At 72.8% G+C, this 26,991-nt stretch carries 30 protein-coding genes; 23 read left to right on the top strand and 7 right to left on the bottom strand.

Annotated features, from left to right (window positions below):
* Positions 1 to 48 precede the first annotated feature (48 nt).
* Together IRQ30_RS05965 and IRQ30_RS05960 are read left to right on the top strand one after the other, a co-directional pair.
* Positions 49 to 1,431 carry a M15 family metallopeptidase gene (locus tag IRQ30_RS05965; RefSeq protein ID WP_193612070.1) on the top strand — a complete coding sequence of 461 codons (1,383 nt, stop codon included), beginning with the start codon at positions 49 to 51 and terminating at the stop codon, positions 1,429 to 1,431.
* Between the two features lie 34 nt (positions 1,432 to 1,465).
* Entirely contained in the window at positions 1,466 to 3,253 is a 1,788-nt protein-coding gene (locus tag IRQ30_RS05960; protein WP_338089587.1) for an ABC transporter ATP-binding protein, read from the top strand.
* Here the strand turns inward: IRQ30_RS05960 and IRQ30_RS05955 are convergent.
* On the bottom strand, positions 3,223 to 4,461 hold the full coding sequence (locus tag IRQ30_RS05955) for an MFS transporter (RefSeq protein WP_193612069.1): 1,239 nt from the start codon (positions 4,459 to 4,461) through the stop codon (positions 3,223 to 3,225). The genes IRQ30_RS05960 and IRQ30_RS05955 overlap by 31 nt on opposite strands.
* A gap of 75 nt (positions 4,462 to 4,536) precedes the next feature.
* On the opposite strand from IRQ30_RS05955, the gene IRQ30_RS05950 reads away from it, so the two are divergent.
* The 3 genes from IRQ30_RS05950 (at position 4,537) to IRQ30_RS05940 (ending at position 6,935) form a co-directional block, all read left to right on the top strand.
* Positions 4,537 to 4,959, top strand: coding sequence for an HIT family protein (locus IRQ30_RS05950; protein WP_338089595.1), 423 nt, complete (start codon positions 4,537 to 4,539; stop codon positions 4,957 to 4,959).
* A gap of 114 nt (positions 4,960 to 5,073) precedes the next feature.
* Entirely contained in the window at positions 5,074 to 5,841 is a 768-nt protein-coding gene (locus tag IRQ30_RS05945) for an SDR family NAD(P)-dependent oxidoreductase (RefSeq protein ID WP_193612067.1), read from the top strand.
* Between the two features lie 83 nt (positions 5,842 to 5,924).
* Positions 5,925 to 6,935, top strand: coding sequence for a DUF3048 domain-containing protein (locus tag IRQ30_RS05940; RefSeq protein WP_193612066.1), 1,011 nt, complete (start codon positions 5,925 to 5,927; stop codon positions 6,933 to 6,935).
* 1,056 nt (positions 6,936 to 7,991) lie between these two features.
* On the opposite strand, the gene IRQ30_RS05935 is transcribed toward IRQ30_RS05940, so the two are convergent.
* Complete coding sequence (locus IRQ30_RS05935; protein ID WP_193612065.1) at positions 7,992 to 8,675, bottom strand: TetR family transcriptional regulator; 684 nt, start codon at positions 8,673 to 8,675, stop codon at positions 7,992 to 7,994.
* Between the two features lie 135 nt (positions 8,676 to 8,810).
* On the opposite strand from IRQ30_RS05935, the gene IRQ30_RS05930 reads away from it, so the two are divergent.
* The 8 genes from IRQ30_RS05930 (at position 8,811) to IRQ30_RS05895 (ending at position 16,767) form a co-directional block, all read left to right on the top strand.
* Complete coding sequence (locus tag IRQ30_RS05930) at positions 8,811 to 9,347, top strand: hypothetical protein (RefSeq protein WP_193612064.1); 537 nt, start codon at positions 8,811 to 8,813, stop codon at positions 9,345 to 9,347.
* Between the two features lie 54 nt (positions 9,348 to 9,401).
* Entirely contained in the window at positions 9,402 to 9,959 is a 558-nt protein-coding gene (locus IRQ30_RS05925; RefSeq protein WP_193612063.1) for a YqgE/AlgH family protein, read from the top strand.
* A 70-nt stretch (positions 9,960 to 10,029) separates the two neighbouring features.
* The gene (locus tag IRQ30_RS05920; protein ID WP_134740716.1) at positions 10,030 to 10,278 is read left to right on the top strand and encodes a DUF3039 domain-containing protein; all 249 of its coding nucleotides are present in this window, start codon (positions 10,030 to 10,032) and stop codon (positions 10,276 to 10,278) included.
* Positions 10,275 to 12,065, top strand: a complete 1,791-nt coding sequence (locus tag IRQ30_RS05915; protein WP_193612062.1) for a DEAD/DEAH box helicase family protein — start codon at positions 10,275 to 10,277, stop codon at positions 12,063 to 12,065. Before IRQ30_RS05920 ends, IRQ30_RS05915 begins: the two co-directional genes overlap by 4 nt.
* Positions 12,066 to 12,088: 23 nt before the next feature.
* On the top strand, positions 12,089 to 12,724 hold the full coding sequence (locus tag IRQ30_RS05910; RefSeq protein ID WP_193612061.1) for an IclR family transcriptional regulator: 636 nt from the start codon (positions 12,089 to 12,091) through the stop codon (positions 12,722 to 12,724).
* A gap of 92 nt (positions 12,725 to 12,816) precedes the next feature.
* Positions 12,817 to 13,671: an ATP-binding cassette domain-containing protein gene (locus IRQ30_RS05905; RefSeq protein WP_193612060.1), complete on the top strand. Its 855-nt coding sequence runs from the start codon at positions 12,817 to 12,819 to the stop codon at positions 13,669 to 13,671.
* Entirely contained in the window at positions 13,668 to 14,660 is a 993-nt protein-coding gene (locus IRQ30_RS05900; protein ID WP_193612059.1) for an iron-siderophore ABC transporter substrate-binding protein, read from the top strand. Before IRQ30_RS05905 ends, IRQ30_RS05900 begins: the two co-directional genes overlap by 4 nt.
* Position 14,661: 1 nt before the next feature.
* Positions 14,662 to 16,767: an iron ABC transporter permease gene (locus tag IRQ30_RS05895; RefSeq protein ID WP_338089586.1), complete on the top strand. Its 2,106-nt coding sequence runs from the start codon at positions 14,662 to 14,664 to the stop codon at positions 16,765 to 16,767.
* Here the strand turns inward: IRQ30_RS05895 and IRQ30_RS05890 are convergent.
* A complete protein-coding gene (locus IRQ30_RS05890; RefSeq protein ID WP_193612058.1) occupies positions 16,749 to 17,267 on the bottom strand; it encodes a winged helix-turn-helix transcriptional regulator in 519 nt (172 codons plus the stop codon). The genes IRQ30_RS05895 and IRQ30_RS05890 overlap by 19 nt on opposite strands.
* Positions 17,268 to 17,321: 54 nt before the next feature.
* Here IRQ30_RS05890 and IRQ30_RS05885 point away from each other — a divergent pair, with 54 nt between their 5' ends.
* Positions 17,322 to 17,771 carry a PaaI family thioesterase gene (locus IRQ30_RS05885; RefSeq protein WP_193612057.1) on the top strand — a complete coding sequence of 150 codons (450 nt, stop codon included), beginning with the start codon at positions 17,322 to 17,324 and terminating at the stop codon, positions 17,769 to 17,771.
* Here IRQ30_RS05885 and IRQ30_RS05880 read toward each other — a convergent pair.
* Positions 17,764 to 18,222, bottom strand: coding sequence for an Lrp/AsnC ligand binding domain-containing protein (locus tag IRQ30_RS05880; RefSeq protein WP_193612056.1), 459 nt, complete (start codon positions 18,220 to 18,222; stop codon positions 17,764 to 17,766). The two genes, IRQ30_RS05885 and IRQ30_RS05880, sit on opposite strands and share 8 nt — an antisense overlap.
* 81 nt (positions 18,223 to 18,303) lie before the next feature.
* Here IRQ30_RS05880 and hppD point away from each other — a divergent pair, with 81 nt between their 5' ends.
* Together hppD and IRQ30_RS05870 are read left to right on the top strand one after the other, a co-directional pair.
* Positions 18,304 to 19,521, top strand: a complete 1,218-nt coding sequence (hppD, locus tag IRQ30_RS05875; RefSeq protein WP_193608355.1) for a 4-hydroxyphenylpyruvate dioxygenase — start codon at positions 18,304 to 18,306, stop codon at positions 19,519 to 19,521.
* 33 nt (positions 19,522 to 19,554) lie between these two features.
* Positions 19,555 to 20,085, top strand: a complete 531-nt coding sequence (locus IRQ30_RS05870; protein ID WP_193612055.1) for a DUF1697 domain-containing protein — start codon at positions 19,555 to 19,557, stop codon at positions 20,083 to 20,085.
* Here the strand turns inward: IRQ30_RS05870 and IRQ30_RS05865 are convergent.
* Positions 20,057 to 21,295, bottom strand: coding sequence for an MFS transporter (locus IRQ30_RS05865; RefSeq protein ID WP_193612054.1), 1,239 nt, complete (start codon positions 21,293 to 21,295; stop codon positions 20,057 to 20,059). The two genes, IRQ30_RS05870 and IRQ30_RS05865, sit on opposite strands and share 29 nt — an antisense overlap.
* A complete protein-coding gene (locus tag IRQ30_RS05860; protein WP_193612053.1) occupies positions 21,292 to 21,795 on the bottom strand; it encodes an ArsR/SmtB family transcription factor in 504 nt (167 codons plus the stop codon). The genes IRQ30_RS05865 and IRQ30_RS05860 overlap by 4 nt, the downstream gene beginning before the upstream one ends.
* Positions 21,796 to 21,945: 150 nt before the next feature.
* On the opposite strand from IRQ30_RS05860, the gene IRQ30_RS05855 reads away from it, so the two are divergent.
* The gene (locus IRQ30_RS05855; RefSeq protein ID WP_193612052.1) at positions 21,946 to 22,824 is read left to right on the top strand and encodes a hypothetical protein; all 879 of its coding nucleotides are present in this window, start codon (positions 21,946 to 21,948) and stop codon (positions 22,822 to 22,824) included.
* Positions 22,825 to 22,924: 100 nt separating this feature from the next.
* Here IRQ30_RS05855 and IRQ30_RS05850 read toward each other — a convergent pair whose 3' ends face one another.
* Positions 22,925 to 23,704, bottom strand: coding sequence for an enoyl-CoA hydratase (locus IRQ30_RS05850; protein ID WP_193612051.1), 780 nt, complete (start codon positions 23,702 to 23,704; stop codon positions 22,925 to 22,927).
* A gap of 26 nt (positions 23,705 to 23,730) precedes the next feature.
* On the opposite strand from IRQ30_RS05850, the gene clpS reads away from it, so the two are divergent.
* The 6 genes from clpS to IRQ30_RS05820 all read left to right on the top strand — a co-directional run bounded on the left by clpS (position 23,731) and on the right by IRQ30_RS05820 (position 26,982).
* On the top strand, positions 23,731 to 24,039 hold the full coding sequence (gene clpS / locus IRQ30_RS05845; protein ID WP_193608349.1) for an ATP-dependent Clp protease adapter ClpS: 309 nt from the start codon (positions 23,731 to 23,733) through the stop codon (positions 24,037 to 24,039).
* A 2-nt stretch (positions 24,040 to 24,041) separates the two neighbouring features.
* Positions 24,042 to 24,626, top strand: coding sequence for a DUF2017 family protein (locus IRQ30_RS05840; protein ID WP_193608348.1), 585 nt, complete (start codon positions 24,042 to 24,044; stop codon positions 24,624 to 24,626).
* 66 nt (positions 24,627 to 24,692) lie between these two features.
* Positions 24,693 to 25,127, top strand: a complete 435-nt coding sequence (locus IRQ30_RS05835; RefSeq protein WP_193612050.1) for a Mov34/MPN/PAD-1 family protein — start codon at positions 24,693 to 24,695, stop codon at positions 25,125 to 25,127.
* A gap of 46 nt (positions 25,128 to 25,173) precedes the next feature.
* On the top strand, positions 25,174 to 25,446 hold the full coding sequence (locus IRQ30_RS05830; RefSeq protein ID WP_193608346.1) for a MoaD/ThiS family protein: 273 nt from the start codon (positions 25,174 to 25,176) through the stop codon (positions 25,444 to 25,446).
* A gap of 5 nt (positions 25,447 to 25,451) precedes the next feature.
* The gene (locus tag IRQ30_RS05825) at positions 25,452 to 26,006 is read left to right on the top strand and encodes an NYN domain-containing protein (RefSeq protein WP_193608345.1); all 555 of its coding nucleotides are present in this window, start codon (positions 25,452 to 25,454) and stop codon (positions 26,004 to 26,006) included.
* 28 nt (positions 26,007 to 26,034) lie between these two features.
* Positions 26,035 to 26,982 carry a PLP-dependent cysteine synthase family protein gene (locus IRQ30_RS05820; RefSeq protein ID WP_193612049.1) on the top strand — a complete coding sequence of 316 codons (948 nt, stop codon included), beginning with the start codon at positions 26,035 to 26,037 and terminating at the stop codon, positions 26,980 to 26,982.
* Positions 26,983 to 26,991 lie beyond the last annotated feature (9 nt).

Raw genomic sequence — 26,991 nt, 5'->3', positions numbered from 1 at the left:
CGCCGGGGGAGGGCCGAGCCGCCCCCCGGCGTCGGGGACACTCCTCCCATGTCGTTCGGGCGCTGGGTGGTCGCAGTCGTGTCGGTCCTGCTCGCGGTGACGGCGGTGCCGGCGAGCGCCGCGGCGCCCGCGCCCACGGCGCTGACCCTCACCGCGCCGGGCGGGTACGCCGACGCGTCGACCTCCCTCACCGTGGTCCTCGCCCACAGCGGCGGCTCGCCGCTGGCCGGCGCCCAGGTGGTCGTCGAGCGCCGGGTGGCCGGCGTCTGGCAGCCGGCCGGCACGGTCGCGACGGACGCGGCCGGCGCCGCGCCGCTCGGCCAGGTGCTGCGGCGGGTGGCCGGCGACAACGTCTGGCGGGCGACGTACGCCGGCGACGCGACGTACGCGCCGGCAGTCTCGCCGGAGGTGGTGGCGCCGCTGACCCGCCGCCGCGGCCTCGCGACGCTCCGCGTGCCGCGCCGGGTCGTCGACGAGCGTGCCGTCACGGCTCGGGTGCGCTGGCAGACCACCACCGGGGTGCCCGTGGTCGGCACCGTCCGGCTGCAGCGGCGCACGCCCGGTCGTGGCTGGCGAGCCGCGGGGTCGTTCACCACGCGCGCCGACGGCCGGGTGGCCATCCGGCTGCGCCCCCGCGTCGACACCCGCTACCGCGTGCGTGTCCCCTCCCTGGACTGGGTGTCCGGCGACGTCAGCGGCGTGCAGCGGGTCGACAACGTCCCGCCGCGTCGTCCGGTGCGGCTGCCGAAGGGGGCGCCCTCACCGAGGGTGAAGCTCCCGGTGCAGGCCCGCGCGGTCGGCTCTGGCGCCAACCTGCGGGTGACCGCCATCCCCGACGGCATCTGGGACCAGATGACCGGCGTGAGCTGGCACCCCGGCTGTCCCGTCGGCCGCGGCGGTCTGCGCCTGGTCCGGGTCAACTACTGGGGCTACGACGGTTACCGCCACCGCGGCGAGGTCGTCACGGCCACCGGCGCGAGCGGGCAGATCGGGGGAGCGCTCGCCGAGATGTACCGTCGCGGCTTCCCGATCCGGTCGATGTACCGCATCGACCGCTTCGGCTGGTCCGGTCGGCTCCAGGGGGGCAACGACTACCAGTCGATGGCTGCCGGCAACACCTCGGCGTTCAACTGCCGCCAGGTGGTCAACCGGCCCGGGGTGCGCTCCCCGCACTCCTACGGCCGCTCCCTGGACGTCAACACGTGGGAGAACCCCTACCGCTCCGCGACCGGGCTGGTCCCCAACACGTGGTGGCAGTCGCGCTCGCACCCGCTCGTCGCGTGGCGCTCCGGCAACCACCCCGTGGTGCGCCTCATGCGCGCCCACGGGCTGCGCTGGACCTACGGCAACGGCGACACCCAGCACTTCGACGCGGCGCGGCACGGACGGGTCGTCCTCCCGCGTGCCTGCGTCACCGAGGTCTGCCACTGACGAGAGGGGCGAAGGGTAAGGCTAGCCTTACCCGGTGTCGACCGCCCTGCCCGAAGCCCCGCTGCGCGAGCTGTGGCGCCGCTACCACCGCTACCGCTCCCGCTTCGTGTGGGCGGTGTCGATGTCGGTGCTCAACAAGGTCGCCGACGTCGTGCCGGAGCTGCTCATCGGCGCCGCGGTCGACGTCGTCGTCCGGGGCTCCGACTCGCTGGCCGGTGAGGTGCTCGGCGTCGAGTCGCGCTACGCGCAGCTCGCCTGGCTGGCCGGCATCAACGCGGTCATCTGGCTCGTCGAGTCGGCCTCGGAGTACGTCGCCGACGTGCTCTGGCGCGGGCTCGCGCAGGGCGTCGAGCACGACCTGAGGGTGGAGGCCTACGACCACGTCCAGCACCTCGACCTCGGCTGGCACGAGGCCCGTCCGGCGGGCTCGACGCTGGCCACCCTCAACGACGACGTCAACCAGCTCGAGCGCTTCCTGGACGTCGGTGCCCCGGCCATCCTGCAGACGGTGCTCAACGTGCTCCTGGTCGGCGCGGTGTTCGCGGCGTCGTCGTGGACGCTGCTCGTGCTGGCGTTCCTGCCGATCCCGCTGATCGTCGTCGGGTCGCTGGTCTTCCAGCGCCGCCTGGAGCCCCTCTACGCCCGGGTGCGCGACGCGGTCTCCGACCTCTCCAGCGCCCTGTCGGCCAACCTGGGCGGCATCGCCACGATCAAGGCGTTCACCGCCGAGGACCGCGAGCGCGACCGCATCACCGCCGTCTCCGGCGCCTACCGCGACGCCAACGCGCGCGCGATCCGGTCGTCGGCGGCGTTCGTGCCGCTGGTGCGGATGGCGATCCTGGCGGGCTTCACCTGCACGCTCCTGCTCGGCGGCTGGGCCACCCTGCGCGGCGACCTGGCGGTCGGCCTCTACTCGGTGCTGGTCTTCATGACCCAGCGCCTGCTCTGGCCGCTCACCGAGGTCGCCACCGTGCTCGACCTCTACCAGCGGGGGCGCGCCTCGGCCGGCCGGATCCTCGCCCTGCTCGCCGTGCCGGTCACGGTGCCCGCCGGGAGCACCGTGCTGTCCCGCCCGGTGGGCGGCCGGCTCGAGCTGCGCGGGGTCCGGGCGGGCTACGCCGACGGACCCGATGTGCTGCACGGCATCGACCTGGTCGTGCCGGCGGGGGAGACCCACGCCGTGGTCGGGCCCACGGGCTCGGGCAAGTCGACGCTGCTGCGCCTGGTGCTGCGCTTCGACGACCCCCGCGCCGGGACCGTCCTGCTCGACGGGCAGGACATGCGCGACCTCGACTGGGACTCGCTGCGCGGCTCGATGGGCTACGTCGCCCAGGACGTCTTCCTCTTCGCCGGGACCATCGCCGACAACGTCGCCTACGGCGCCCCGCACGCCTCGCGCGAGGAGATCCGCACCGCCGCCGCACAGGCGGCCGCCCTCGACGTGGTCGACGCCCTGCCCGAGGGGCTGGACACGCCCGTGGGCGAGCGGGGGGTGACGCTCTCGGGCGGTCAGCGGCAGCGGCTCGCCCTGGCGCGGGCACTGCTGCGCGACCCCGCCGTGCTGGTCCTGGACGAGGCCACCAGCGCCGTCGACAACGAGACCGAGGCGGCCATCCAGCGCTCGCTCGCCGAGGTCGGCGCCCGCCGCACCGCGCTCGTGGTCGCGCACCGGCTCTCGACCGTGCGGCACGCCGACCGGATCTGGGTCATGGACGCCGGACGGATCACCGAGAGCGGCACGCACGACGAGCTGGTCGCCCAGGGCGGTGCCTACGCCGCCCTGTGGGCGGTTCAGACCGGCGACGCGGCCTCGGTCGTCTGAGCCCGCGCGGCCAGCATCCGGCGGCTCGGACGCTGGCCCGCGACGGCGAGCACCAGCGCCAGCGCCGTGGCCGTCACCGTGACCCCGAACGCCGCGGTGTGCCCGTCGGCGTCGGCCAGCCGTCCGGCCACGGCCGACCCGACGGCGTACCCGATGCCGGTGGCGCCGGCCAGCAGCGTCATCGCCAGGCCGACCCGGGCCGAGGGCACCGCGCGCTCGCCGATGCTGAAGACGCCGATCATGTAGGGCGCCACGCCGAAGCCCAGCAGCAGGACCGCGGCCACCAGCGCGCCGACCGAGTCGACCAGCAGGAGCGGGGCGCCGAGCACCACCAGCAGCGCGGCGGAGAGCAGCACCCGGCGCTCCTGGCCGAACGACGGCGGCAGCGCCACCGTGGCCAGCCCCGCCAGCACGCTGCCCACGCCCAGGCAGGCGTGCACGATCCCGGCGAGGCCGGGCTCGCCGGCGTCGGTGGTCAGGGCGGTGGTGCCGGTCTGGATCGAGCCGAAGAGCATGCCGATGCACAGCTGCGCGAGCAGCAGGCCGACGAACACGACGCTCAGCAGCGGGCCCTGGCCCCCGAGCGGGCCGGCGGCGCGGCCGGTCAGGCGCGCGGTCGGGTGCACGGCGAACGCGCAGCCGAAGACGACCAGGAGTCCGGCTGCCACCAGCACCGCGGCCGCCGGTGAGACCGCCGCGACCAGCAGCCCGACGAGCGCGGGACCGAGCACGAACGACGCCTCGTCGGCCGCGCCCTCGTAGGAGAAGGCCGCGTCCATCAGCCGCTCCTGGCCGCGGTCGGGGCTGGTGATCGGTCGCCACCGGACGCGCGCGAGCGGGCCCACCTGGGGGAGCAGGAGCCCGGCCGCCGCGGCGGTCGCGGTCAGCACGGTGGACGACGCGTCGGCGCGGGTCAGGACCACCAGCAGCACCAGGCCCGCGGACCCGGTCAGCGACTGCACCAGCACGACGGGGCGCTGGCCCACGCGGTCGGCGAGCTCGCCGGCCAGCGGGGACCCGACGGCGTTGGCCACCGCGAGGGCGCCGGCCGCGAGCCCACCGGCGCCGTAGCTGTCGGTGGCGCTCGACACGAGCAGCAGGGTGCCGATCTGGCTCATGCTCAGCGGCAGCCGGCCGAGGAAGGCGACCAGGACGTAGAAGGGGCCGGCCAGGTGGAGCAGGCGGCGGTAGGAGGCGAGCGGCGACACGGTGGTCCTCAGGGTAGGAGTCGACAGCGCGTCGAACCCACCTCCAAGACGCGCGAAACCCTGTGCACGCGAAGGATACTCGCGGACATGCCCGACTGTGTCTTCTGCGCGATCGTCGCCGGTGAGGCGGACGCCGACGTCGTCCTCGACAACGACGACTTCCTGGCCTTCCTCGACCGCCGCCCGGTGTTCAAGGGCCACGTCCTGCTGGTCCCGCGCCGTCACGTCGTGACGCTGCCCGACCTCCCGGCGGAGCTGCGCGACGGCTTCCTGGAGGCCGCCCAGCGCATCGCCACCGCCGTCGTGGACGGGCTCGGCGCCCAGGGCAGCTTCGTGGCGATGAACAACATCGTCAGCCAGTCCGTGCCCCACCTCCACCTGCACGTCGTGCCGCGCACCAAGGGCGACGGGCTGCGAGGGTTCTTCTGGCCGCGCACGAAGTACGCCGACGCCGAGTCCGCCGACTACGCCGCGCGCCTGCGCGCCGCGCTCGGCTAGGGACGACGGCCCGCCAGGTCCGGCGCCCCTCGTCACGGCCGCGAGGCCGAGGCCTTCTAGAGTGTCGGGCGTTCCGGGCCGCACGGCCCTGTCGCCACACGAGGAGAGCTCACCATGGGTCGGTTCGACGGACGCATCGCCGTGATCACCGGGGCCGCACGCGGCATCGGCTTCGGGACCGCCACGCGGTTCGCCGAGGAGGGCGCGTCGGTCGCGATCATCGACCTCGACGAGGCCGCCGCCGCCGACGCCGCGGCGAGGCTGCCGCTGACCGAGGGCGCAAAGGCCGTCGGCATCGGCGCCGACGTCAGCGACGGCGGGTCGGTGGACGCCGCGGTCGCGCGCGTGGTGGAGGAGCTGGGCGGGATCCACATCCTGGTCAACAACGCCGGCATCACCCGCGACAACCTGCTCTTCAAGATGACCGAGGACGACTGGGACCTGGTCATGGGCGTCCACCTCAAGGGCGCCTTCCTGATGACCAAGGCCGCCCAGAAGCACTTCGTCGAGCAGAAGTACGGGAAGATCCTCAACCTCTCCAGCGTCTCCGCGCTGGGCAACCGCGGCCAGGCCAACTACTCCGCCGCCAAGATGGGCGTCCAGGGCTTCACCCGCACGCTCGGCATCGAGCTCGGCCCCTTCGGCATCAACGCCAACGCCATCGCCCCCGGCTTCATCGCCACCGAGATGACCGACGCCACGGCCGCCCGGCTGAAGATGGACGTCGACGAGTTCCGGGCGCTCAACGCCGAGGCCAACCCCGTGCGTCGCGTGGGCTTCCCCGAGGACATCGCCGCCGCGGCGGCGTTCCTCTGCAGCGACGAGGCGTCCTACATCACCGGCCAGACCCTCTACGTCGACGGCGGCGCCAAGCTCGGCTAGCCCTCCGGGCGCGCCTCCCGAGGTGGGGCGGCCCGCACGCGACACTGAAGTCGAGTCGATCACTACACGTTTGGAGTTCTGCCATGCGCTCTGTCCGCATGCTCGCCGGCATCGTCCTGACCGGGTCCCTGCTGCTCGCCGGCTGCGGAGGCGACGACGAGGGCGGCAAGAAGTCGGAGGAGCCGGAGGCGGCGCCCTCGTCCGCCCCCGAGGTCCCGGCCACCTGGCCGCTCACCGGGCTGCAGGCGCCCGACGGCACCAAGGTCGAGAAGCAGCACCCGGTGATGGTGCTCAAGATGGACAACACCGCCTCCAGCGCGCCGCAGGTCGGCCTGGGCAAGGCGGACCTGGTCGTCGAGGAGCTCGTCGAGGGCGGGGTCACCCGCCTGGCGGCGTTCTACTACTCCAAGATCCCGGGTGAGGCGGGTCCCGTCCGCTCGATGCGCGCGAGCGACATCGGCATCGTCGCCCCCGTCGACGGCGCCATGGTCACCAGCGGCGCCGCCGGCGTGACGATCGACCGCATCAAGGGGGCCGGCATCGACTTCTTCCAGGAGGGTGCGAAGGGCTTCTACCGCGACTCCGGCCGCAGCGCGCCGTACAACCTCTTCACCGACATGGGCAAGACCGCCACCCTGGCCAAGACCAAGCCCACGCGACCCGACGACTACCTGCCGTGGGGCACCGCGGCCGACCTGCCGAAGGGCCAGAAAGCCACGAGCATCGCGGCCAGCTTCTCCGGCGGCCACACCACCAACTGGGTCTACCGCGGCAAGGGCTACGTCAACGAGAACACCTTCGCCGCCGACGGCGACGAGTTCCCGGCCGACTCGGTGCTGGTGCTCCGAGTCAAGGTCGGCGACGCCGGCTACACCGACCCCGCCGGCAACCCGGTCCCGGAGACCAAGTTCGAGGGCAAGGGCGCGGCCCTGCTCTTCCACGACGGCCGCCTCGTCCGCGGCACCTGGGCCAAGAAGAACCTCAAGGCCCCCCTCCAGCTCACCACCAAGGCCGGCAAGCTCACCGTCCCCGCCGGCAAGACCTGGATCGAGCTCGTCCCCGAGGGCAACGGCGGCAACGTCACCTTCCAGTAGCCGCCACGTTCGGTGGTTGAGGTGCGAGCGCCAGCGAGCCTCGAAACCACGTCGCCGCCACCACGGTGGTTGAGGTGCGAGCGCAGCGAGCCTCGAAACCACCCAACCGGTGGTCGAGCAGCGAGGAGCGCCAGCGACGAGCGCCCGTCGAGACCCCTGCACCTGTGGCTGTCTCCTCGGGGCAGGACTGGGGTGCCGCGCGCTTAGCCGGTCGCGTCTCCGCCTCAAGGAGCTTCGCCCGCTTCGCGGCGCCCTGCGGGCGTCCTTGACCCGGAGCCTCTCTCGACCGGCTTGACGGCGCACGGGGCGACACGGGCTTCGCCCGCGCCGCCCGCGCAATGCGCGGCACCCCTCTGGTGGGGCTGGTGTGACTGGTGGTGCGTCTACCGACACTCAGCGTCGGCAGTTGGTCACCGCGCTGGCTGGGCCAAGCGTGGACACCTCCGCTCGGGGCGCGAACTGCCGACATAGGTGACCGATAGGCGGGGCCCGCGCTGTTTGCGGGCGGCGCGGCGAAGCCGTCGCCGCCCGTGCGCCGCCAAAGCAGCCCGGGAGAGGCTCGGAGTCAAGGACGGCGAAGCCGCCGCGAAGCGGGCGAAGCTCCTTGACGCCGAGACCCGGGCTGCTAGCGCGCGGGCCCACTCCAGCCACGCATCGGCGGTGTGGTTTCGAGGCTCGCTGCGCTCGCACCTCAACCACCGTGGGGTCGGTCCGCGGTCGGCTCACGGGGTCTCGACGGGCGCTCGTCGCTGACGCTCCTCGCTGCTCGACCACCGGAGGTGTGGTTTCGAGGCTCGCTGCGCTCGCACCTCAACCACCGTAGGTTGGGTCGGCGTTCGGCTCACGGGGTCTCGACGGGCGCTCGTCGCTGACGCTCCTCGCTGCTCGACCACCGGAGGTGTGGTTTCTAGGCTCGCTGGCGCTCGCACCTCAACCACCGTGGGGTCGGTCCGCGGTCCGGCTCACGGGGTCTCGACGGGCGCTCGTCGCTGACGCTCCTCGCTGCTCGACCACCGGGACCGGCGCCGTCGCTGCTCGACCGCCGGAGGCGGCGCGTCAGTCGGCGAGGGCGTTGGGGAGCTGGACGTCGTTCTCGACGAGGATCTGGAAGCCGGCGAGGATGAAGCCGATGGCGGTCTCGACGCGGACGGCGGCGGCGATGGGGTCCTCGGAGCCGGAGACGGCCTCGCCGGCCGAGGACATGGCGCCGAAGAAGATCCGCGCGAAGGTCTGCTGCATGTCCTCGTCGAGCTCCCACTTGCCGGCGGCGAGGACCGACTGGACGATGTCGAGGACGTTGGCGAAGGTGGAGCGCTCCTCCTGCTCGCGGTAGCGCTCGTAGCCCAGGACTGCCGGGCCCTCCTGGATCACGATCCGGCGGTAGCGCGCCTCCTGGACGACCTCGAGGTGGGCGCGCAGGCCGGCGCGGGCCTTGTCCCAGGGGTCGCGGTGGCCGCGCAGCGCCTTCTTGACCGACTGGGCGGAGTCGCTCTCGACCCGCTCGAAGACGGCCTCGAAGAGCGCTTGCTTGCCGCTGAAGTGGTGGTAGAGCGCACCCTTGGTGACCCGGGCGCCGGCGACGATCTGGTCGAGCGAGGTCGCGGCGTAGCCCTGGTCGGTGAAGAGGGTCTGGGCGACGTCGATGAGCGCGCGCTTGGTGGAGGCGGAGTACGCCGCCCGCCGGCTGCCACCCACGGAGGGCACCTTGGGCACCAGCTTGGACACCGAGGACTTGCTCACCCCCGAACCTTACGTGTGGCGCCCGTCTCTCGTGTCCGGGATCACCTCGGTGAGCGGTTGGCAGACTCGCGGTCGGTTGCATACTCTCGGTACGTACTCACGGTATGTGAGTGCCACCGAGTAGGGGGAACCACCATGACCTGGACGACCTTCCACCGCCGGGGCGAGATCCTTCGCTCCGTGATCCGCACCGCCGACGAGCGCCGGGACGCCACCTTGCCCCTGGACCTCGACGGTGTGACCGAGACCTTCGGCGACGCGCTGTCGCTGCTCGCCGCGCTCCAGCTGCGCTGGCACACCCACCTCGCCGGCCGCATCGACCGGGTCCTGGCCGACGAGCCGCTGGACCTGTCCGCCGCCGTCGAGGACGCCTGGGCGGACGCGGCGGACGCGCTTCCCGGCGTCCGGATGATCCTCGACGGCTACCGCTCCGCGCCGCTCGACGAGGAGATGGGGCGCGCGATGGTCAAGGCCACGGCGAAGGAGCACATGATGCTCGCCGTCATGGCCGGACGCTCGAGCGTCGACGACCCGGCCGCCGCCTCGGTCGGCGCCCGGATCGAGGAGGCGGCCCGCCTGCGGCACCGGGGACGGCCCGCCGCCGCACCGGCACACGTGGCGGAGGAGCGTCCCGGCCTGCTCGAGCGCCTCAAGTCCGTCGTCGCCGCCTGAGGGCCACCCCGCGGGGTGCAGCGCCCGGGACGGGGCGTGCTGCATGATGGCGACGTGACCGCGGTGGAGGCAGGAGTGCTCCTGGTCGCCACGCCTGCGCTGAACGACCCGAACTTCACCGACACCGTGATCCTGGTGCTCGACGCCGACGACAGCGGCACGTTGGGCGTGGTGCTCAACCGCCCCTCGGGGCTGGCCGTCGCCGACGTCCTCGACGCCTGGCAGGACGTGGTGACCGGTCCGGAGGTGCTCTTCCAGGGCGGCCCGGTGATGACCGAGGGCGCGCTCGCCGTCGCGCTGCTGACCTCCGCGGCCGACAGTCCCGTCGGCTTCCGCGAGGTGACCGGCCAGCTCGGGCTGATCGACCTCGAGACCCCCGTGGAGCTGCTCGGCGACAGCCTCGACTCGCTGCGGATCTTCGCCGGGTACGCCGGGTGGGGCGCCGGCCAGCTGGACGGCGAGATCGAGACCGGCAGCTGGTACGTCGTGCCGGCGACCGCCGACGACGTGTTCCGCGAGGACCCCTCGGACCTGTGGCGCGACGTGCTGCGGCGCCAGCCGGGGGACCTGGCGTGGCACTCCACGCGCCCCTCGGACCCCGAGCTCAACTGACTCTCCACCGGTAGCTCGACGGATTGATCGGGGCCACTGGAGAGGGCTTAGAGTTGGAGCCGTGACCTCCATCGGCTTCTCGACCAAGACGGACACCGACGTCGAGCAGGACCGCCGCACCGTCCCGACCGACGAGGGTGACCACGAGCGCTTCTCGCACTACGTCGACAAGGACAAGCTCACCGAGGCGATGGTGATGGGCACGCCCGTCGTCGCGCTGTGCGGCAAGGTGTGGGTGCCGAGCCGGGCGCCGGAGAAGTTCCCGGTCTGCCCCGAGTGCAAGGACGCCTGGGAGAGCTTCAAGGGCGACGACGAGTGACGGGCGGCGACTCCGAAGCCGCCGTCCACCTCACCCCCGCACTCACCCCGGCGTGGCCGGACCGTGCGGCCTGGGGCACCGCGCCCTCGCTGCGTGCCTGGCAGACCGCGGCCATGGCCGACTACCTCCAGCGCGCGCCGCAGGACTTCCTCGCGGTCGCGACGCCCGGCGCCGGCAAGACGACCTTCGCGCTGTCGGTCGCCTCCGAGCTGATCGGGCGCCGCATCGTCGACCGGATCATCGTCGTCGCGCCCACCGAGCACCTCAAGCTCCAGTGGGCCGAGGCCGCCGCGCGCGCCGGCATCCCGATCGACCCGACGTACTCCGCGGGCTCGGGCAAGATCTCCAGCGACTTCCTCGGCGTCGCGGTGACGTACGCCGGCGTGGCGGTCAACCCGCTCGCGATGCGCATCCGCACCGAGCGCTTCAAGACGCTGGTGATCCTCGACGAGGTGCACCACGCGGGTGACGCGCTGTCGTGGGGCGAGGGTGTCCGCGAGGCCTTCCAGCCCGCGGCCCGCCGCCTGGCGCTGACCGGCACGCCGTTCCGCTCCGACATCAACCCGATCCCCTTCGTCACCTACGCGCCGGGGCCGGACGGGGTGCCGCGCTCGGTCGCGGACTTCACCTACGGCTACTCCCAGGCGCTCGCCGACCACGTGGTGCGGCCGGTGCTGTTCCTCGCCTACTCCGGCGAGATGACCTGGCGCACCCGCGCCGGCGACGAGATCGCCGCCCGGCTGGGGGAGCCGCTCACCAAGGACCTCACCTCGCAGGCGCTGCGCACGGCGCTCGACCCGTCGGGCTCGTGGGTGCCGTCGGTGCTGGAGGCGGCTGACCGCCGGCTCTCCGAGGTACGCCGCCACGTGCCGGACGCCGGCGGGCTGGTCATCGCCACCGACCAGGAGTCGGCGCGCGCCTACGCCAAGCTGCTCAAGCGCATCACCGGCGAGTCGCCGGTCGTCGTCCTCTCCGACGAGAAGGCCGCGTCGAAGAAGATCTCGACGTTCGCGACGAGCGAGGCCCGCTGGATGGTCGCCGTGCGGATGGTGTCCGAGGGTGTCGACGTCCCGCGCCTCGCGGTCGGCGTCTACGCCACCACGACCTCGACCCCGCTGTTCTTCGCCCAGGCCGTCGGTCGCTTCGTGCGCGCCCGCAACCGCGCGGAGAGCGCGTCGATCTTCGTGCCGTCGGTGCCGGCGCTGCTGGGGTTCGCCTCGGAGATGGAGGTCGAGCGCGACCACGTGCTGGGGCGCAAGATCAACGACGAGGGCGACATCTTCGCGGCCGAGAAGGAGCTGATGGCGCAGGCCGAGGCGACCCAGACGGAGGGCGACGACGAGGGGCTGCCGTTCGAGGCGCTCGGCTCCGAGGCGCGCTTCGACCGGGTGCTCTACGACGGCGGCGAGTTCGGCCACGAGGGCGAGGTGCACGTCGGGTCCGAGGAGGAGATGGACTTCCTCGGCATCCCCGGGCTGCTCGAGCCCGGCCAGATGCGCGAGCTGCTGCAGCAGCGCCAGAGCGACCGCGCGCGGCAGCAGAAGCGGGTGGCGGTCGACCCCGACACGGTCGCGGAGGTCTCGACCCACGAGCAGCTGGCCGTGCTGCGCCGCGAGCTCAACGGTCTGGTCGCCGCGTGGTTCCACCGCACCGGTCAGGCCCACGGGATCACCCACGCCGCGCTGCGTAAGGAGTGCGGCGGCCCGGCGGCCGCCGTCGCCAACGCCGAGCAGCTGCACCTGCGGATCGACCGCCTGCGCGAGTGGGCGTCGCGCAAGTCCTCTTAGGGCGCGACCCTAGGCTGGGCGCCATGCCCGTCGAGACGTCCCAGACCCTGGACCGGGGCCTGCGCGTCCTGTCGGTGCTGGCGTCGGCGCCGGACGGTTTGACCGTCACCGAGCTGGCGGCGCGTCTCGACGTCAACCGGACCGTCGTCTACCGCTTGGTGAGCACGCTCGAGCAGCACGCGCTCGTGCGCCGCAGCTCGCGAGGTCGCCTGCACGTCGGGCTCGGCATGCTGCACCTCGCGGCCGCGGTGCACCCGCTCGTGCGCGACGTCGCCGTCCCCGTGCTGCGCGAGCTCGCCGAGTCGGTGGGCTCGACGGCCCACCTGACCGTCGCCGAGGGCGACGAGGCGCTGGCCCTGGCGGTCGTCGAGCCGTCGTGGACCGACTTCCACGTGAGCTACCGGGTCGGCTCGCGGCACCCGCTGGAGCAGGGGGCCGCGGGCCGGGCGCTGCTGGCGGGGCGCGCGGGCGACGGCACGCCGTACGTCGTGACGGCGGGGGAGCTGCAGGCGGGCGCCCGCGGTCTCGCCGCTCCCGTGCTGGGCGTCGCCGGGCTCGAGGCCAGCATCGGCATCGTCACGCTCGGCGAGCTCGACGAGGCGGTGGTCGGGCCGCAGGTCGTCGAGGCGGCCACCCGCGTGGCCCAGCACCTGGGGTGAATGTCCGAGCTGACTGGCCAAGGCGAGTGGCCTGCGTCTCATCGGATCCGGCCGACTGGTCGAGGACGGCTAGGTAAGGCTAACCTCACCCGGTGACCACCGACCCCCGTCCGGCGCTGAGCGGCGAGGCGCTGACCCTCGGCTACCGCGACGTCGCCGTCGTGCACGCGGCCTCCCTGGCGCTGGAGCCGGGCCGGGTCACGGCGCTCGTCGGGCCCAACGGCAGCGGCAAGTCGACGCTGCTGCGGGCGATGGCGCGCCTGCACCGCGTGGAGGACGGCCACGTCACCCTCGACGACGGCGCCTCGGCGCACGCGCTGAGCGCCAAGGACTTCGCGCGGCGGGTCACGATGCTCTCGCAGTCGCGTCCGCACCCGTCGGGGATGACCGTGCGCGACGTCGTCGCGTTCGGACGCCACCCCCACCGCAAGCGCTTCGGAGCCCTGTCCGCCGCCGACCGCACGGCGATCGACTGGGCCACCGGGGTCACCGGCATCACGTCGATGGCCGACCGCGCCGTCGACGAGCTGTCCGGCGGCGAGATCCAGCGCGTGTGGCTGGCCACCTGCCTGGCCCAGGAGACCGGGGTGCTGCTCCTCGACGAGCCCACCAACCACCTGGACCTGCGCTACCAGGTCGAGATCCTCGACCTGGTGCGCGACCTGGCCGACGACCACGGTGTCGCGCTCGGGCTGGTCCTGCACGACCTCGACCAGGCCGCGGCCGTCGCCGACGCGGTCGTGCTCCTCCACCGGGGGCGCGTGCGCGCCTCCGGCGACCCTGCCGACGTCCTGTCCGGCGACCTCCTCTCGGAGGTCTACGGACTGCCCATCGAGACGTCCCTCGACCCCACCACCGGGCTCGTGCGCACCCAGCCGCGCGGGCGCCACCACCGGCGTCGCACCCCTGCGGCGCCCGCTCTCACCGACGACAGGACCGCTTCATGAGAAGGACCTTCACCACCGCCCTGGCCGCGGCCTCGCTGCTCGTGCTCGCCGCCTGCGGGAGCTCGCAGCCGTCGGCCGACGAGGCCGACGAGCAGGACCAGGACGCGGCCGCCAGCGCCGACGCGGGTCCGATCACCCTCACCGACGGCGCGGGCCGCACCGTCGAGCTGCCCGGTCCGGCGACCAAGGTCGTCTCGCTGGAGTGGCAGATGACCGAGGACCTGCTGACCCTCGGCGTGGAGCCGGTCGGCGTCGCCGACCCGAAGGGCTTCTCCCAGTGGGACACGGCCGAGGACCTCGGCGACTCCGTCACCGACGTCGGCCTGCGCGGTGAGCCCAACTACGACGCGATCTACCAGACCGACCCCGACCTGGTCGTCCTCGAGGTCTACGGCCCCGACGACGAGGTCGTGAAGAAGCTCGAGGAGTACGACGTCCCGGTGCTGGCCCTCCTCGGCGCCGACGCCAAGGACCCGATCAAGCAGATGAAGGACACCTTCACGCTGATCGGCCAGGCCGTGGGCAAGGACGACGAGGCCGCCGACGTGCTCGAGGAGTTCGACCAGAGCGTCGAGGAGGCCAAGAAGGCCGTCGCCGACGCCGCCCCCGAGAGCACCGAGTTCGTCTACGCCGACGCCTACGTGCAGGGCTCGACCATCTCGATCCGCCCGTTCGGGCAGGGCTCCTACGTCGGTGAGCTCGGCGAGGCCATCGGCCTGACCAACGCCTGGGACGGCGAGGTCGACCCGGCCTACGGTCTGGGCTCCACCGACGTCGAGGGCATCGCCCAGGCCGGCGACGTCAACCTCTTCTACACCGCGCTGGAGTCGGACACCTGGCTGCCCAAGCTCAAGGACAACGCCGCCTGGGAGTCGGCGGAGTTCGTCAAGCAGGACCGCCTCGCGGCGTTCCCCGAGGGCATCTGGACCTTCGGCGGTCCCCGCTCGGGCGAGCAGATCATCGACGCGTTCGTCGAGGGCATCGCCTGACGTGACGCTGCTCGACCGCACCGCCACCGTCACGGACCCCGACGACTCTCCGCTGGAGACCGTCGGGGCTCGTGGCGCGCTCGGGGCGGCCGGCGTGCTCGCGCTGGTCACCACGGCGCTGGTCGTGGTGGCCGGGTGGCACGTCACGCAGGGCACCTCCGGCATCGGCGCCGGCGACCTGGCCCGCCTGGCCGTGGGCCGGGGCGACGACGCCACCTGGGACGTCCTGGTCTCCTCGCGGCTGCCGCGGATGCTCGCCGGGCTGCTGGTCGGGGTCGCCCTCGGCGCGGCGGGCGCGCTCTTCCAGTCGCTGGCGCGCAACGCCCTGGCCTCGCCGGACACGCTGGCGGTCAACGCCGGCGCCTACTTCGCCGCGACGCTGGCCGCCGCCCTCGGTCTGACGCTGCCGTTCCTCGGCGACAGCCTCGTGGTCTTCGTGGGCGGGCTGGCCGCGGCCGCGCTGGTCCTGCTGCTGGCCGGGGGCGGGGCGGCGTCGACGACCCGCCTGATCCTCGCCGGCTCCGCCCTGGCCATGGGCCTCCAGGCGGCGGCCGGGGCGATGCTGCTGCTCTTCGACCAGGAGACGACCGGCCTCTACGCCTGGGGCAACGGCACCCTGACCCAGCTCGGGATGCAGGGCGTGCAGCAGATGTGGCCCCTGGTCGCCGTGTCGCTGGGCGCCGCCCTGCTGCTGTCGCGCCGGCTCGACCTCCTGGCGCTGGGCGACGACACCGCCAGCGTGCTCGGCGTGCGCGTGCGCCGTACGCGGGTGCTGGGCACCGTCGTCGCGGTCGTGCTCTGCGCGTGCGCGGTGTCGCTGGCCGGGCCCATCGGCTTCGTCGGCCTCTGCGCCCCGGCGGCCGTCCGGCTCACGGCCCGGGTCGTGCCGTCCGTGCAGCGCCACGCCGTCCTGGTCCCGCTGTCGGGGCTGACCGGTGCGCTGATCGTCCTGCTCGCGGACGCCTTGATGCGCGCCGCGCTGACGCCCGAGGAGGCCCTGCGCGTGCCGACGGGGGTCACCACCACGATCCTCGGCGCGGTGGTGCTGGTCGTCCTGGCCCGCCAGGCGCGCGACGCCGGGCCGACCCGCCGTCCTGCCACCGCCCGCGCCGGTCGACGCCACGGGCGACTGCGCGCGGTCCTGGTGATCGTGCTGCTGGCGGCCCTCACCCTCGGTGCGCTGCTGCTGGGGCTGATGGCCGGCTACACCTGGCTGCTGGTGGGCGACCTCGTCAATTGGGCGAGCGGCAACGCCGTGCCGGTCGTGGAGTTCGCGATGGACGAGCGCGCGCCGCGCGTCGCTGCCGCGCTGCTCGGCGGAGCGGCGCTCGCGCTGTCGGGCACGGTCATCCAGGCGGTCTGCCGCAACCCGCTGGCGGAGCCCGGCATCCTCGGCATCACCGGCGGTGCCGGCCTCGGCGGCGTCATCGTGGTCACGGCGACCGCCGGCCTCGCCTCCACCTCCACGATCTCGCTCGCGGCCGGTGGCGGCGCACTGCTCGCCTTCGCGGTCGTCTACGGCCTGAGCTGGCGCCGGGGCCTGGACTCCGACCGCCTCGTGCTCGTCGGCGTCGGCGTCGCCTCGCTCACGGCGGCGGTGACCGCGCTGCTGCTGGTGCGGGCCAACCCGTGGGACACCCCGAAGTTCTTCACCTGGATGTCCGGCTCGACCTACGACCGGCAGTGGCCGCAGGTCGTCCCGGTGCTCGTCGCGCTGCTGGTCGCGCTGCCGCTCGTGTGGCTCGCCCACCGCGAGCTCGACCTCCTCTCGCTGGACGACGACACCCCGCGCCTGGTCGGCATCCGGCTCGAGCGCGTGCGGGTCGTGGCGCTCCTCGGCGCGGCCGTCCTGACCTCGACGGCCGTCTCCGCCGTCGGCGTGGTCGCCTTCATCGGGCTGGTCGCGCCGCACGCCGCCCGCGCGCTGGTCTCCGGCCGCCACCTGCGGGTGGTGCCCGTCGCGGTGCTCCTGGGGGCGGTGCTGCTGAGCCTGGCCGACACCATCGGCCGTACGGCGATCGCGCCGGCGCAGGTGCCGGCGGGGCTGGTGGTCGCCGCGATCGGCGCGCCGTACTTCGTCTACCTGCTCTACCGCTCGCGCGGCTGAACGATCGACTGGGCCAGGGGGCGCACCCCGGGACCCGGCCGGGGCGCCACCTCGCGCACGTCCTCGACCCGGTGGCCGGCGTCGCACTCCAGCACCGGCGTCATCCGGGCCCCGCAGTCGCGGTGGGCGAACTCGACCGGCGGGCCCTCCGGGTCGGCGAGGTAGCGGTCGCCCCAGGCGGCGAGCGCCACCATCACGGGGTAGAGGTCGAGGCCCTTGGGGGTGAGGCGGTACTCGTGGCGCGCGCGCTCGCCCGGCACCTGGTAGGGCTGCTTGCGCAGGATGCCGTGGTCGACGAGGAGGGCCAGCCGGTTGGTCAGGACCTGGCGCGGCATGCCGGCGTGGCGGCGCATGTCGTCGAACCGCCGTACGCCGTTGAAGACCTCGCGCAGCACCACGATCGTCCCGTGCTCGCCGAGGATCTCCATGGTGCGGCCCACGGTGCAGTTGTCGGTGGCGAACGCCAGGGCCGGGGGAGCGTCGGCCGAGTCGCTGGTCATGGCGCCACCCTAGGTCTTGTTGACAGACCCAGCAAGGACCGCCAGGCTGGGTCCATGACCCAGACCCAGGTGGACCCGAGCGCGATGGACGGCTACGAGCAGCTCCAGGCCATGATCGACGGCCGGCTGCCGCCGCCGCCGATCTCGGAGACCATCGGGCTGGTCAACTTCGGCGGCGAGCGGGGCGAGATCTCGGTCGAGCTGGTGCCCGAGCTGCGCCACTACAACCCGCTCGGCACCGTGCACGGCGGGGTGCTGTCCACCATGCTCGACACCGCGGCCGGCTGCTCGGTCCACTCGACGCTCGCGGCGGGGGAGGGCTACACCTCGCTCGACCTGACCGTGAAGTTCCTGCGCCCGGCGACGGTGGACTCCGGCCTGCTGCGCGCGGTCGGACGGGTCGTCCACCGCGGCCGGCGCACGGCGCTCGCCGAGGCGCAGGTCGTCGACGCCCGCGGCAGGCTGGTGGCGCACGCGACCAGCAGCTGCATGATCTTCAGCTAGTCGAGGTGACCAGCGGCAGCACGCGGTAGGGCACCTGGGTCGCCAGCGCCATCACGGTCGAGGCCCGCTGCACGCCGGCCACCGCGACGACCCGGTCGATGACGCGCTGCAGGTCGGCGTTGGTGCGGGCGACCACGCGGCACCACAGGTCGCCGGCACCGGTGATCGTGTAGGCCTCCAGCACCTCGGGCACTCCTGCGAGGTGCTCGGCCACGGCCTCGTGCCCCGAGGACTGGCTGATCTCGAGGGTCAGGAACGCCGTCACGGGGTAGCCCAGCGCCTCCGGGGCGAGGTCGGGCCCCCAGCCGGTGACGACGCCGGAGGACTCGAGCTTGTCGAGCCGCGCCTGCACCGTGCCCCGGGCCACGCCCAGCCGCCGCGACGCCTCGAGCACGCCCACGCGCGGCTCGGCGGCGAACAGCTCGATCAGGTTGCGGTCGAGATCGTCCACGGCGGCCTCCGATGCTGGACACTCTGTCCAGTGCTGCGGGCAACTGTTGCACAGAATGTCGCCACTGGGCACCCTGAGGCCATGACGACTACGGCATCCACCGGCGGCGCGCTGACCGCCGACGAGCTCAAGGCCGACCTCACCCTCGAGCAGCTGCGGCAGCTCGTGGGTCTCGTCGAGTACGACGAGGACGGCGACGTCTTCCCGGTCACCGGCTGGGACGCGATCGTGTTCGTCGTCGGCAACGCGACGCAGGCCGCGCACTACTACCAGTCCGCCTGGGGCATGGAGCTGGTCGCCTACTCCGGCCCGGAGAACGGCCAGCGCGACCACAAGTCGTTCGTGCTCCGCTCCGGCTCGATCAAGTTCGTCGTCAACGGTGCCGTCGACCCCGACAGCGCGCTGGCCGACCACCACCGCCGCCACGGCGACGGCGTCGTCGACATCGCCCTCGAGGTGCCCGACGTCGACCGCTGCATCGCCCAGGCCCGCAAGGCCGGCGCCACCGTCGTGCGCGAGCCCGAGGACGTCACCGACGAGCACGGCACCGTGCGGATCGCGGCCATCGCGACGTACGGCGAGACGATCCACACCCTCGTCGACCGCAGCCGCTACGACGGCCCGTACCTCCCCGGCTACGTCGCCCGGCAGAGCACGTGGGTGAAGCCGGAGGGCCAGCCCAAGCGGCTCTTCCAAGCCCTCGACCACATCGTCGGCAACGTCGAGCTCGGCCACATGGACGAGTGGGTCGGCTTCTACAACCGCGTCATGGGCTTCGTGAACATGGCGGAGTTCATCGGCGACGACATCGCCACCGACTACTCCGCCCTGATGAGCAAGGTCGTCGCCAACGGCAACCACCGGGTGAAGTTCCCGCTCAACGAGCCCGCGATCGCGAAGAAGAGGTCGCAGATCGACGAGTACCTCGAGTTCTACCGCGGCGCCGGCGCCCAGCACCTCGCCGTCGCGACCAACGACATCGTGGCCTCCGTCGACGCCCTGCGCGCCAACGGCGTGGAGTTCCTGGTGACCCCCGACTCCTACTACGAGGACCCCGAGCTGCGCGCTCGCATCGGCAACGTGCGGGTGCCGATCGAGGAGCTGCAGAAGCGCGGCATCCTCGTCGACCGCGACGAGGACGGCTACCTCCTGCAGATCTTCACCAAGCCCCTCGGCGACCGGCCCACCGTCTTCTTCGAGCTGATCGAGCGCCACGGCTCCCTCGGCTTCGGCAAGGGCAACTTCAAGGCCCTCTTCGAGGCCATCGAGCGCGAGCAGGACGCCCGCGGCAACCTCTGAGCGCCGCGGCCGTCGCCGCGGCATGATGGGCCCATGGCGACGTACGTGGCGTTCCTGCGGGCGATCAACCTCGGCGCGACCCGGAAGTTCCCCAAGGCGGCGATCGTCGCGGCGACCGAGGCGGCCGGCTTCCGCGACGTCGAGACCCACATCAACACCGGCAACGTCCGGCTCGTCACGTCGATGAGGTCGCGGGCCCGGATCGAGGCGGCCCTCGAGCGGGCCTACCTGGAGTCGCAGGGCTTCGCGGTGCCGACGATCGTGTTCTCGCAGGCCGAGCTGTGCCGGGTGGCCGACGACGCCGCGGAGCTGGGCGAGGGGCACGAGGGGCGCCACTACGTGTCGCTGCTCAAGGAGAAGCCGGCGCCCGAGACCACGCGGCTGCTGGAGGCCCGATCGACCGCGGACGACCGGGTCGTCGTCCGCGGCCGCGCGGTGCACCTGCTGGTGGGCGAGACCTACCTGGACTCCATGACCACCAACGCGACGGTGGAGAAGGCGCTCGGCGTGGCGACCAACCGCAACCTGACGGTCATCAACGCGGTGCGTCGGAAGTGGTGCTGACCCGCGGCAGGTCGCGCACCGACCGCGACAGCAGCGTGATCCCCGCGATCGCCGCGTAGGCGATGCCGCCGGCGAGGATCACCTGCTGCACGCCGAAGTGCATGCCGAGCGGTCCGAACAGCAGCTGCCCGACCGGGATCGCGACGAACGACCCCAGGGCGTCGTAGGAGTAGGCGCGCGAGAGCATCTCGTCGGGGATGTTCTCCTGCATCGCGAGGTTCCAGCCGAGGTTGAACACCTCCGTGCCCGCGCCGGCCAGGACCATCACCGCCATGACCGGCACCACCTGCGGGTTCAACCCGAGCATGATCATCGGCAGCGCCAGCGCGCCGATGCCCAGCATGCCGAAGAGCAGCGGGCGCTCCAGGCGCACGCGCGTCATGACCACCGTCATCAGCAGGAGGCCGACCGCCTCCGCCGACAGCACCAGCCCCCAGCCGCGCTCGCCGAGGTCGCTGGTCTTGGCCAGCACCGGCCCGAGCGTGGAGATCGCGCCGGAGTGGATGGCGTTGAGCGCCATGAACGCCAGCACGACGACCCAGAGCCACGTCGTGCTGCGGAAGACCGTCCAGCCCTCGCGCAGCTCGACGAGCATCGTGGGCTTGTCCTGGCGGCGTACGGGAGCGGGGATCCTCACCCGCAGCAGGAGCGCCGCCGAGACGAGGTACGTCGTGCCGTCGACGGCGAGCGCCCAGCCCGGTCCGGCCGTGACGACCAGGATGCCGGCGAGCGAGGGGCCGATCACCGTCAGCGTGCCTCGCATCATCGAGATCAGCACGTTGGCCTGCTGCAGCTGCTCGCGCGGCACCAGCTGCGGCAGCACGCTGGCGAGCGCGGGGAAGCTCATGGCCGACGACGTCCCGATGACGGCGGCCAGGCACACCAGCTGCCAGACCTGCGCGTGCCCGCCGAGCACCAGCGCGGCGATCGACAGCTGGCACAGGCCGGAGACGACGTTGGCGGTCTGGATCACCAGGGTGCGCCCGAACCGGTCGGCGACGACGCCGCCGACGAGCAGGAAGACGACCATCGGGATGCTCATCGCGGCCAGCACGGTGCCGAGGGCGCTGGGGGAGTCGCTGACCTCGAGCACCGCGAACGCCAGGGCGACGCTGGCCATCGTGCTGCCGGCCATGTTGACCATGCGGGCGAGGAAGTACCAGCGGAAGTTCTGCTCGCGCAGCGGAGCGAGGGCGGACGGGCGGCTCACGACGTCATCCCGAACGCCGCGACGGTCAGGCTGATCGGGCGGGTGCCCTCGGTGCGCGAGGGGCGGGCCTCGGCGTGCACCAGCTCGGAGGCCTCGACCAGGAGCCGGACGGCGCGCTCCCACACCTCGGGCTCGACCCACAGCTCGGCGTCGGTGAAGTTGGCGCTTCCGGTCGTCTCGCGCAGCGCCATGCGGCGCACCATCTCGTGCGCCATCGTGCGGATGTCGACCCCGCGGCGCCGGTAGTCGTGGTCCTCGTGGCGCCACGGGTGCCGGTAGCGCTTCGCGACCCCGCCGCGGATCCGCTCCTCGCCCGCGACCACGACCTCGCCGGCGTCCAGCAGCACCCGCAGGTGGTAGGACGCGTTGGCGTGCGTGACCCCGAGCTCGCGCGCCACCTCCGCCGCACTGAGCTCGGAGGCGGTCAGCAGCGACAGGATCCGCAGCCGGAGCGGGTGCGCCGTCGATCGCAGCGCCTTGACGTCGTCCTCGTCGGACATGGAACCTCCCAATGGTCGTTGGGGAGTCTGTCCGACGGGGACGTCGACTGTCAAGCGTTCGTTGGGGGGTGGCGGGTCCCTGCCGCTGTAACGCGGAGTTATCCGCGCTGGTGCACCTCTGCAGGGGGGCGCCAGAGCGGATAACTGAGCGTGACAAGCGCCCTGGCCCCGCCGACCGCGGTCCTCTGGGAGTCGCTCGACGTCCACGTCGGCAGGCCGCTGCTGCGGGCGCGCGCCGCCAGCCGCAACATGCTCGTCCCGCACGTCATGAGCCACGACTCCGCCGCGCTCGCCCACGGGCTGCCGATCCTGGCGGCCGCGCCCGAGCTCGTCCACATCACGCGCTTCGGCGTGGTCGGCAGTCGGACCAAGCACGGTGTCAAGCACCACCGCGCCCCGCACCGCCCCGAGGAGCTGGTCGAGATCGACGGCATCTGGACCCTCGACCGGGCGCGCACCGCCGTCGACATCGCCCGCGAGCACGGGCTGCGCCATGGTCTGGCGGCGTGCGACTCGGCGCTGCGGCTCGGGGTGTCGCGCGCCGACCTGTGGGAGGCCGTCGCGCCCATGACCTGCTGGCCCTACGTCACGCTCGCCCGCGAGGCCGTCGGGCTCGCCGACCACCGCGCCGACAACGTCGCGGAGTCACTCACCCGCCTCCTCGTCCTCGAGCTCGGGGTCGGCCCGGTGGAGCCGCAGTTCGGGCTCCGCGACGGGTCCCGGGTGGCCTGGTGCGACGTACGCGTCGGGCGGCACGTCGTGGAGTTCGACGGCAGGCTGAAGTACCGCCCGGCCACGCTGGGCGGCGTCGCCACGGTCGACCCCGAGCTGGTCCGCTGGCGCGAGAAGAGGCGCCAGGACTGGATCTGCGGCTTCCAGCTCGGGATGTCCCGGATCACCTGGGCCGACGTCCAGCCCGACCGCTGGGAGGCGACGAAGCGCCGGGTGCTCCGCGAGTACGACGCCACCCGCGCCCGCTACGGCACGTCGATCGCCGACCTGGCGCCGTACGTCATCAGCGCCGCCTGAGGGCTCCGCGCTGGTGCCCCTCTGGCGGCTCTTCGGCTCCCCTGCAGAGGGGCCGAAGAGCGGATTACTCCGCGTTACAGCGAGTACGCCGCCGCGGACCTCACTCGCCGCGGAAGACCGGCCGGCGGCGCTCCGCGAACGCCCGCATCCCCTCGGCGACGTCGGCGGTGCGCATGAGGAGGCTCTGGCCGGTCCGCTCGCGCTCGAGCGCGGGCTCGAGCTGGGGGAGCGTGGCGGCGTTGATGGCCCGCTTGGTGGCCGCGAACGCCAGCGGCGGACCGGCGACCAGGCGGCGTACGAGCTTCTCCACGAGCGCCGGGAAGTCGTCGTCGGAGGCGAGGTGGGTGACCAGCCCCGCGTCGTAGGCCTCCTGCGCCGACATCGGCTCGGCGAGCAGGCCCATCCGCATGGCCCGGGCCCGGCCGATCGACGCCGCCACCGTGGCCGAGGCGCCGCCGTCGGGCATGAAGCCGATCCGCGCGAAGGCCAGCAGGAAGCTCGCGGACTCCGCGGCGACGACGATGTCGGCGGCCAGCGCGGCCGAGCAGCCCACGCCGGCGGCGATCCCGTTGACGGCCGCCACGACCGGCTTGTCGAGCCCGATGATCGCGCGGATGATCCGGTTGGCGGCGTCCATGGCCCGCACGTCGAACTGCTCGTGCGCGTCCTCGCCGGAGATGTCGGCGCCGGTGCTGAACGCCGGTCCGGTGCCGGTGAGCACCACGACCCGCACCTCCTCGCGGCTGACGGCCTCCTCAAGGTGGCGGGCGAGGTCCACCGCCATCGCCGGGCTCAGCGCGTTGAAGACCTCGGGCCGGTCGAGCGTGAGCCAGAGCGCGCCGTCGTCGAGGCGCGCGTGGAGGTCCGTGTCCGGGGTCATGGCGGGGAGTGTGCCACCATGGATCCGTGTCCGCTCCCAGTCCTGTCGAGGTCGAGCCAGACACCGAGAAGGACCTCGTCCCCGACGAGGTCACGGTCCTGGCCACGCCGTGGGTGACCATCGTCTGGAACGACCCGGTCAACCTGATGTCCTACGTCACCTACGTGTTCCAGAAGCACTTCGGGTACGACAAGAAGAAGGCAGAGAAGCTCATGATGGAGGTCCACGAGGACGGCCGCTCGGTCGTCAGCACGGGCACCCGCGAGGAGATGGAGCGCGACGTCCAGGCCATGCACGAGTACGGCCTGTGGGCCACGCTGCAGAAGTCGGAGTAGCGGTGGGCGCGTTCACGCGACACCGGCGCAGCAGGCTGGTCATCGCCAACTTCACCGGCTTCGAGGCCGACCTCCTGCGCTCGCTGGCCTCGCAGCTCGTCGAGCTGCTGCGCAACGAGGCGGCCGTGCCTCGTGAGGACCAGGACCCGTTCGAGGCGATGATGGACTTCTCGGGGCCAACCACTGAGCCCGAGGACCCGGTCCTGGCGCGGCTCTTCCCCACGGCCTACCCCGCCGACGAGGAGGCCGCCTCGGAGTTCCGCCGCTTCACCGAGGGCGCCCTGCGCGACGGCAAGGCGGCGGCCGCCTGCTCGATCATCGACACCCTCGAGGACGCCGGCCTGCCCGAGCAGCTCACGGAGGACGGGCTGATGATCGACGTCGAGCTCGACGAGCCGACGGCCGAGACCTGGCTGCGCTCGTTCACCGACGTCCGCCTCGCCCTGGCCAGCCGGCTGGGGATCGAGGAGGGCGACGAGCAGGTCTGGTACGACCTGCCCGACGAGGACCCGCGCCGGCAGGCCCACGACATCTACGAGTGGGTGGGCTACCTCCAGGAGACCCTGGTCGACGCGCTGATGCGCTAGGCGGCCCACCCGTCCGGAGGTCGGGCGCGTGCGTCGCCGCGATGCCCCAGCCCCTACGCTGGAGGCGTGCTGACCATCGACCAGGCGACGTACGACGCGATCGTCGCGCACGCCCGCCGCGACCACCCCGTGGAGGCCTGCGGGATCGTCGCCGGCCCCGAGGGCAGCGACCGTCCCGAGCGTCACGTGGATATGGTCAACGCCGCCGGCAGCCCGACGTTCTACGAGTTCGACTCCACCGACCTGCTCGGGCTCTACCGCGATCTCGACGACCGCGACGAGGAGCCGGTGGTGATCTACCACTCGCACACGGCCACCGAGGCCTACCCCAGCCGCACCGACATCGGGCTCGCGCAGGAGCCGAACGCGCACTACGTGCTGGTCAGCACGCGCGAGCACGGGAATAACGACGGCCCTGTGGAGTTCAGGTCCTACAGGATCGTCGACGGCGAGGTGACCGAGGAAGAGGTCGCCGTCGTCCCCGAGCTCGGCACCACCTGACCGCGTCACCAGCACCGACCACCGCACCGACCGAGGAGTTCACCCCATGGCCATCGAGGTCCGGATCCCGACCATCCTGCGCACCTACACCGACGGCGAGAAGGCCGTGTCGGGCGACGGTGCGAGCCTGAGCGCGCTGATCGACGACCTCGAGGCGAGCCACCCCGGCATCAAGGACCGCCTCATCGACAACGGCGACCTACGCCGCTTCGTCAACGTCTACATCAACGACGAGGACGTGCGCTTCATCGGCGGCCTCGAGGCCGAGCTCACCGACGGCGACCAGGTCGTCGTCCTCCCGGCTGTCGCGGGCGGCTGACCGACGTGTCGGGCCGGCGCACGTTCGTCCTCGTCGACGGCGAGAACATCGACGCCACGCTCGGCAACTCCCTCCTCGGACGGCGCCCGCTGCCGGAGGAGCGTCCCCGCTGGGAGCGGGTCACGGCGTACGCCGAGTCCGTGTGGGGCCAGCCCGTGGTCGGGCTGTTCTTCCTCAACGCCACCAACGGCCAGCTGCCCGGCAGCTTCATCCAGGCGCTGCTGGCCATGTCCTACCGGCCCATCCCACTGGCCGGGCGCAGTGACCAGAAGGTCGTCGACGTCGGCATCCAGCGCACGCTCGACGCGCTGCTCGGGCGCGACGACGACGTCCTGCTCGTCAGCCACGACGCCGACTTCGCGCCCCACATGCAGCGGCTGCTGGGGACCGAGCGCCGTATCGGCGTGGTCGGCCTCCACGAGTACGTCAGCATCCAGTACACCGACCTCGACATCGAGATCCACGACCTCGAGGACGACGTGCAGGCGTTCAACGTCCCGCTCCCGCGCGTCCGCATCATCGACCTCGACGACTTCGACCCCGAGCGCTTCCTGCGCTGACGGGCTCACCCGGAGGGCTTCCACACTCATGCGCTACGACAACCTGCTGGCCTCGGTCGGCAACACGCCGCTGGTCGGCCTGCCCCGGCTGTCGCCGAGCCCCGACGTACGCCTGTGGGCCAAGCTCGAGGACCGCAACCCGACCGGCTCGATCAAGGACCGCCCCGCGCTGAAGATGATCGAGGAGGCGGAGAAGGGCGGCCTGCTGCGTCCGGGCTGCACGATCCTCGAGCCGACCTCGGGCAACACCGGCATCTCGCTGGCGATGGCCGCCAAGCTCAAGGGCTACCGGATCGTCTGCGTGATGCCGGAGAACACCTCCGAGGAGCGCCGTCAGCTGCTGCGCATGTGGGGCGCCGAGATCATCTCCTCGCCCGCCGCGGGCGGCTCCAACGAGGCCGTGCGCGTCGCCAAGCAGGTCGCCGCCGAGCACCCCGACTGGGTGATGCTCTACCAGTACGGCAACGACGCCAACGCCCTCGCCCACGAGGAGGGCACCGGCCCCGAGCTCCTCGCCGACCTGCCGAGCATCACCCACTTCGTGGCCGGCCTGGGCACCACCGGCACGCTCATGGGCGTCAGCCGCTACTTCCGCCGGGCCAAGCCCGACGTCCGCATCGTCGCCGCCGAGCCGCGCTACGGCGAGCTCGTCTACGGCCTGCGCAACCTCGACGAGGGCTTCGTGCCCGAGCTGTACGACGCCTCGCTGATCGACTCGCGCTTCTCCGTCGGCCCGCGCGACGCCGTACGCCGGGTGCGCGAGCTCCTCGAGCTCGAGGGCATCTTCGCCGGCGTCTCGACCGGCGCGATCCTGCATGCCGCGCTCGGCCAGGCCGCCAAGGCGGTCAAGGCCGGCGAGAGCGCCGACATCGCGTTCGTCGTGTGCGACGGCGGCTGGAAGTACCTCTCGACCGGTGCCTACGAGGGCACCGTCGGCGAGGCGGAGGACCGCCTCGAGGGCCAGCTCTGGGCCTGACCCGGCTAC

The organism is Nocardioides lijunqiniae (assembly GCF_015024225.1).
Taxonomy (GTDB): Bacteria; Actinomycetota; Actinomycetes; order Propionibacteriales; family Nocardioidaceae; genus Nocardioides; species Nocardioides lijunqiniae.
The sequence above is the reverse complement of the archived record's forward strand: the minus strand, read 5'-3'. Positions and strand labels throughout refer to the sequence as shown.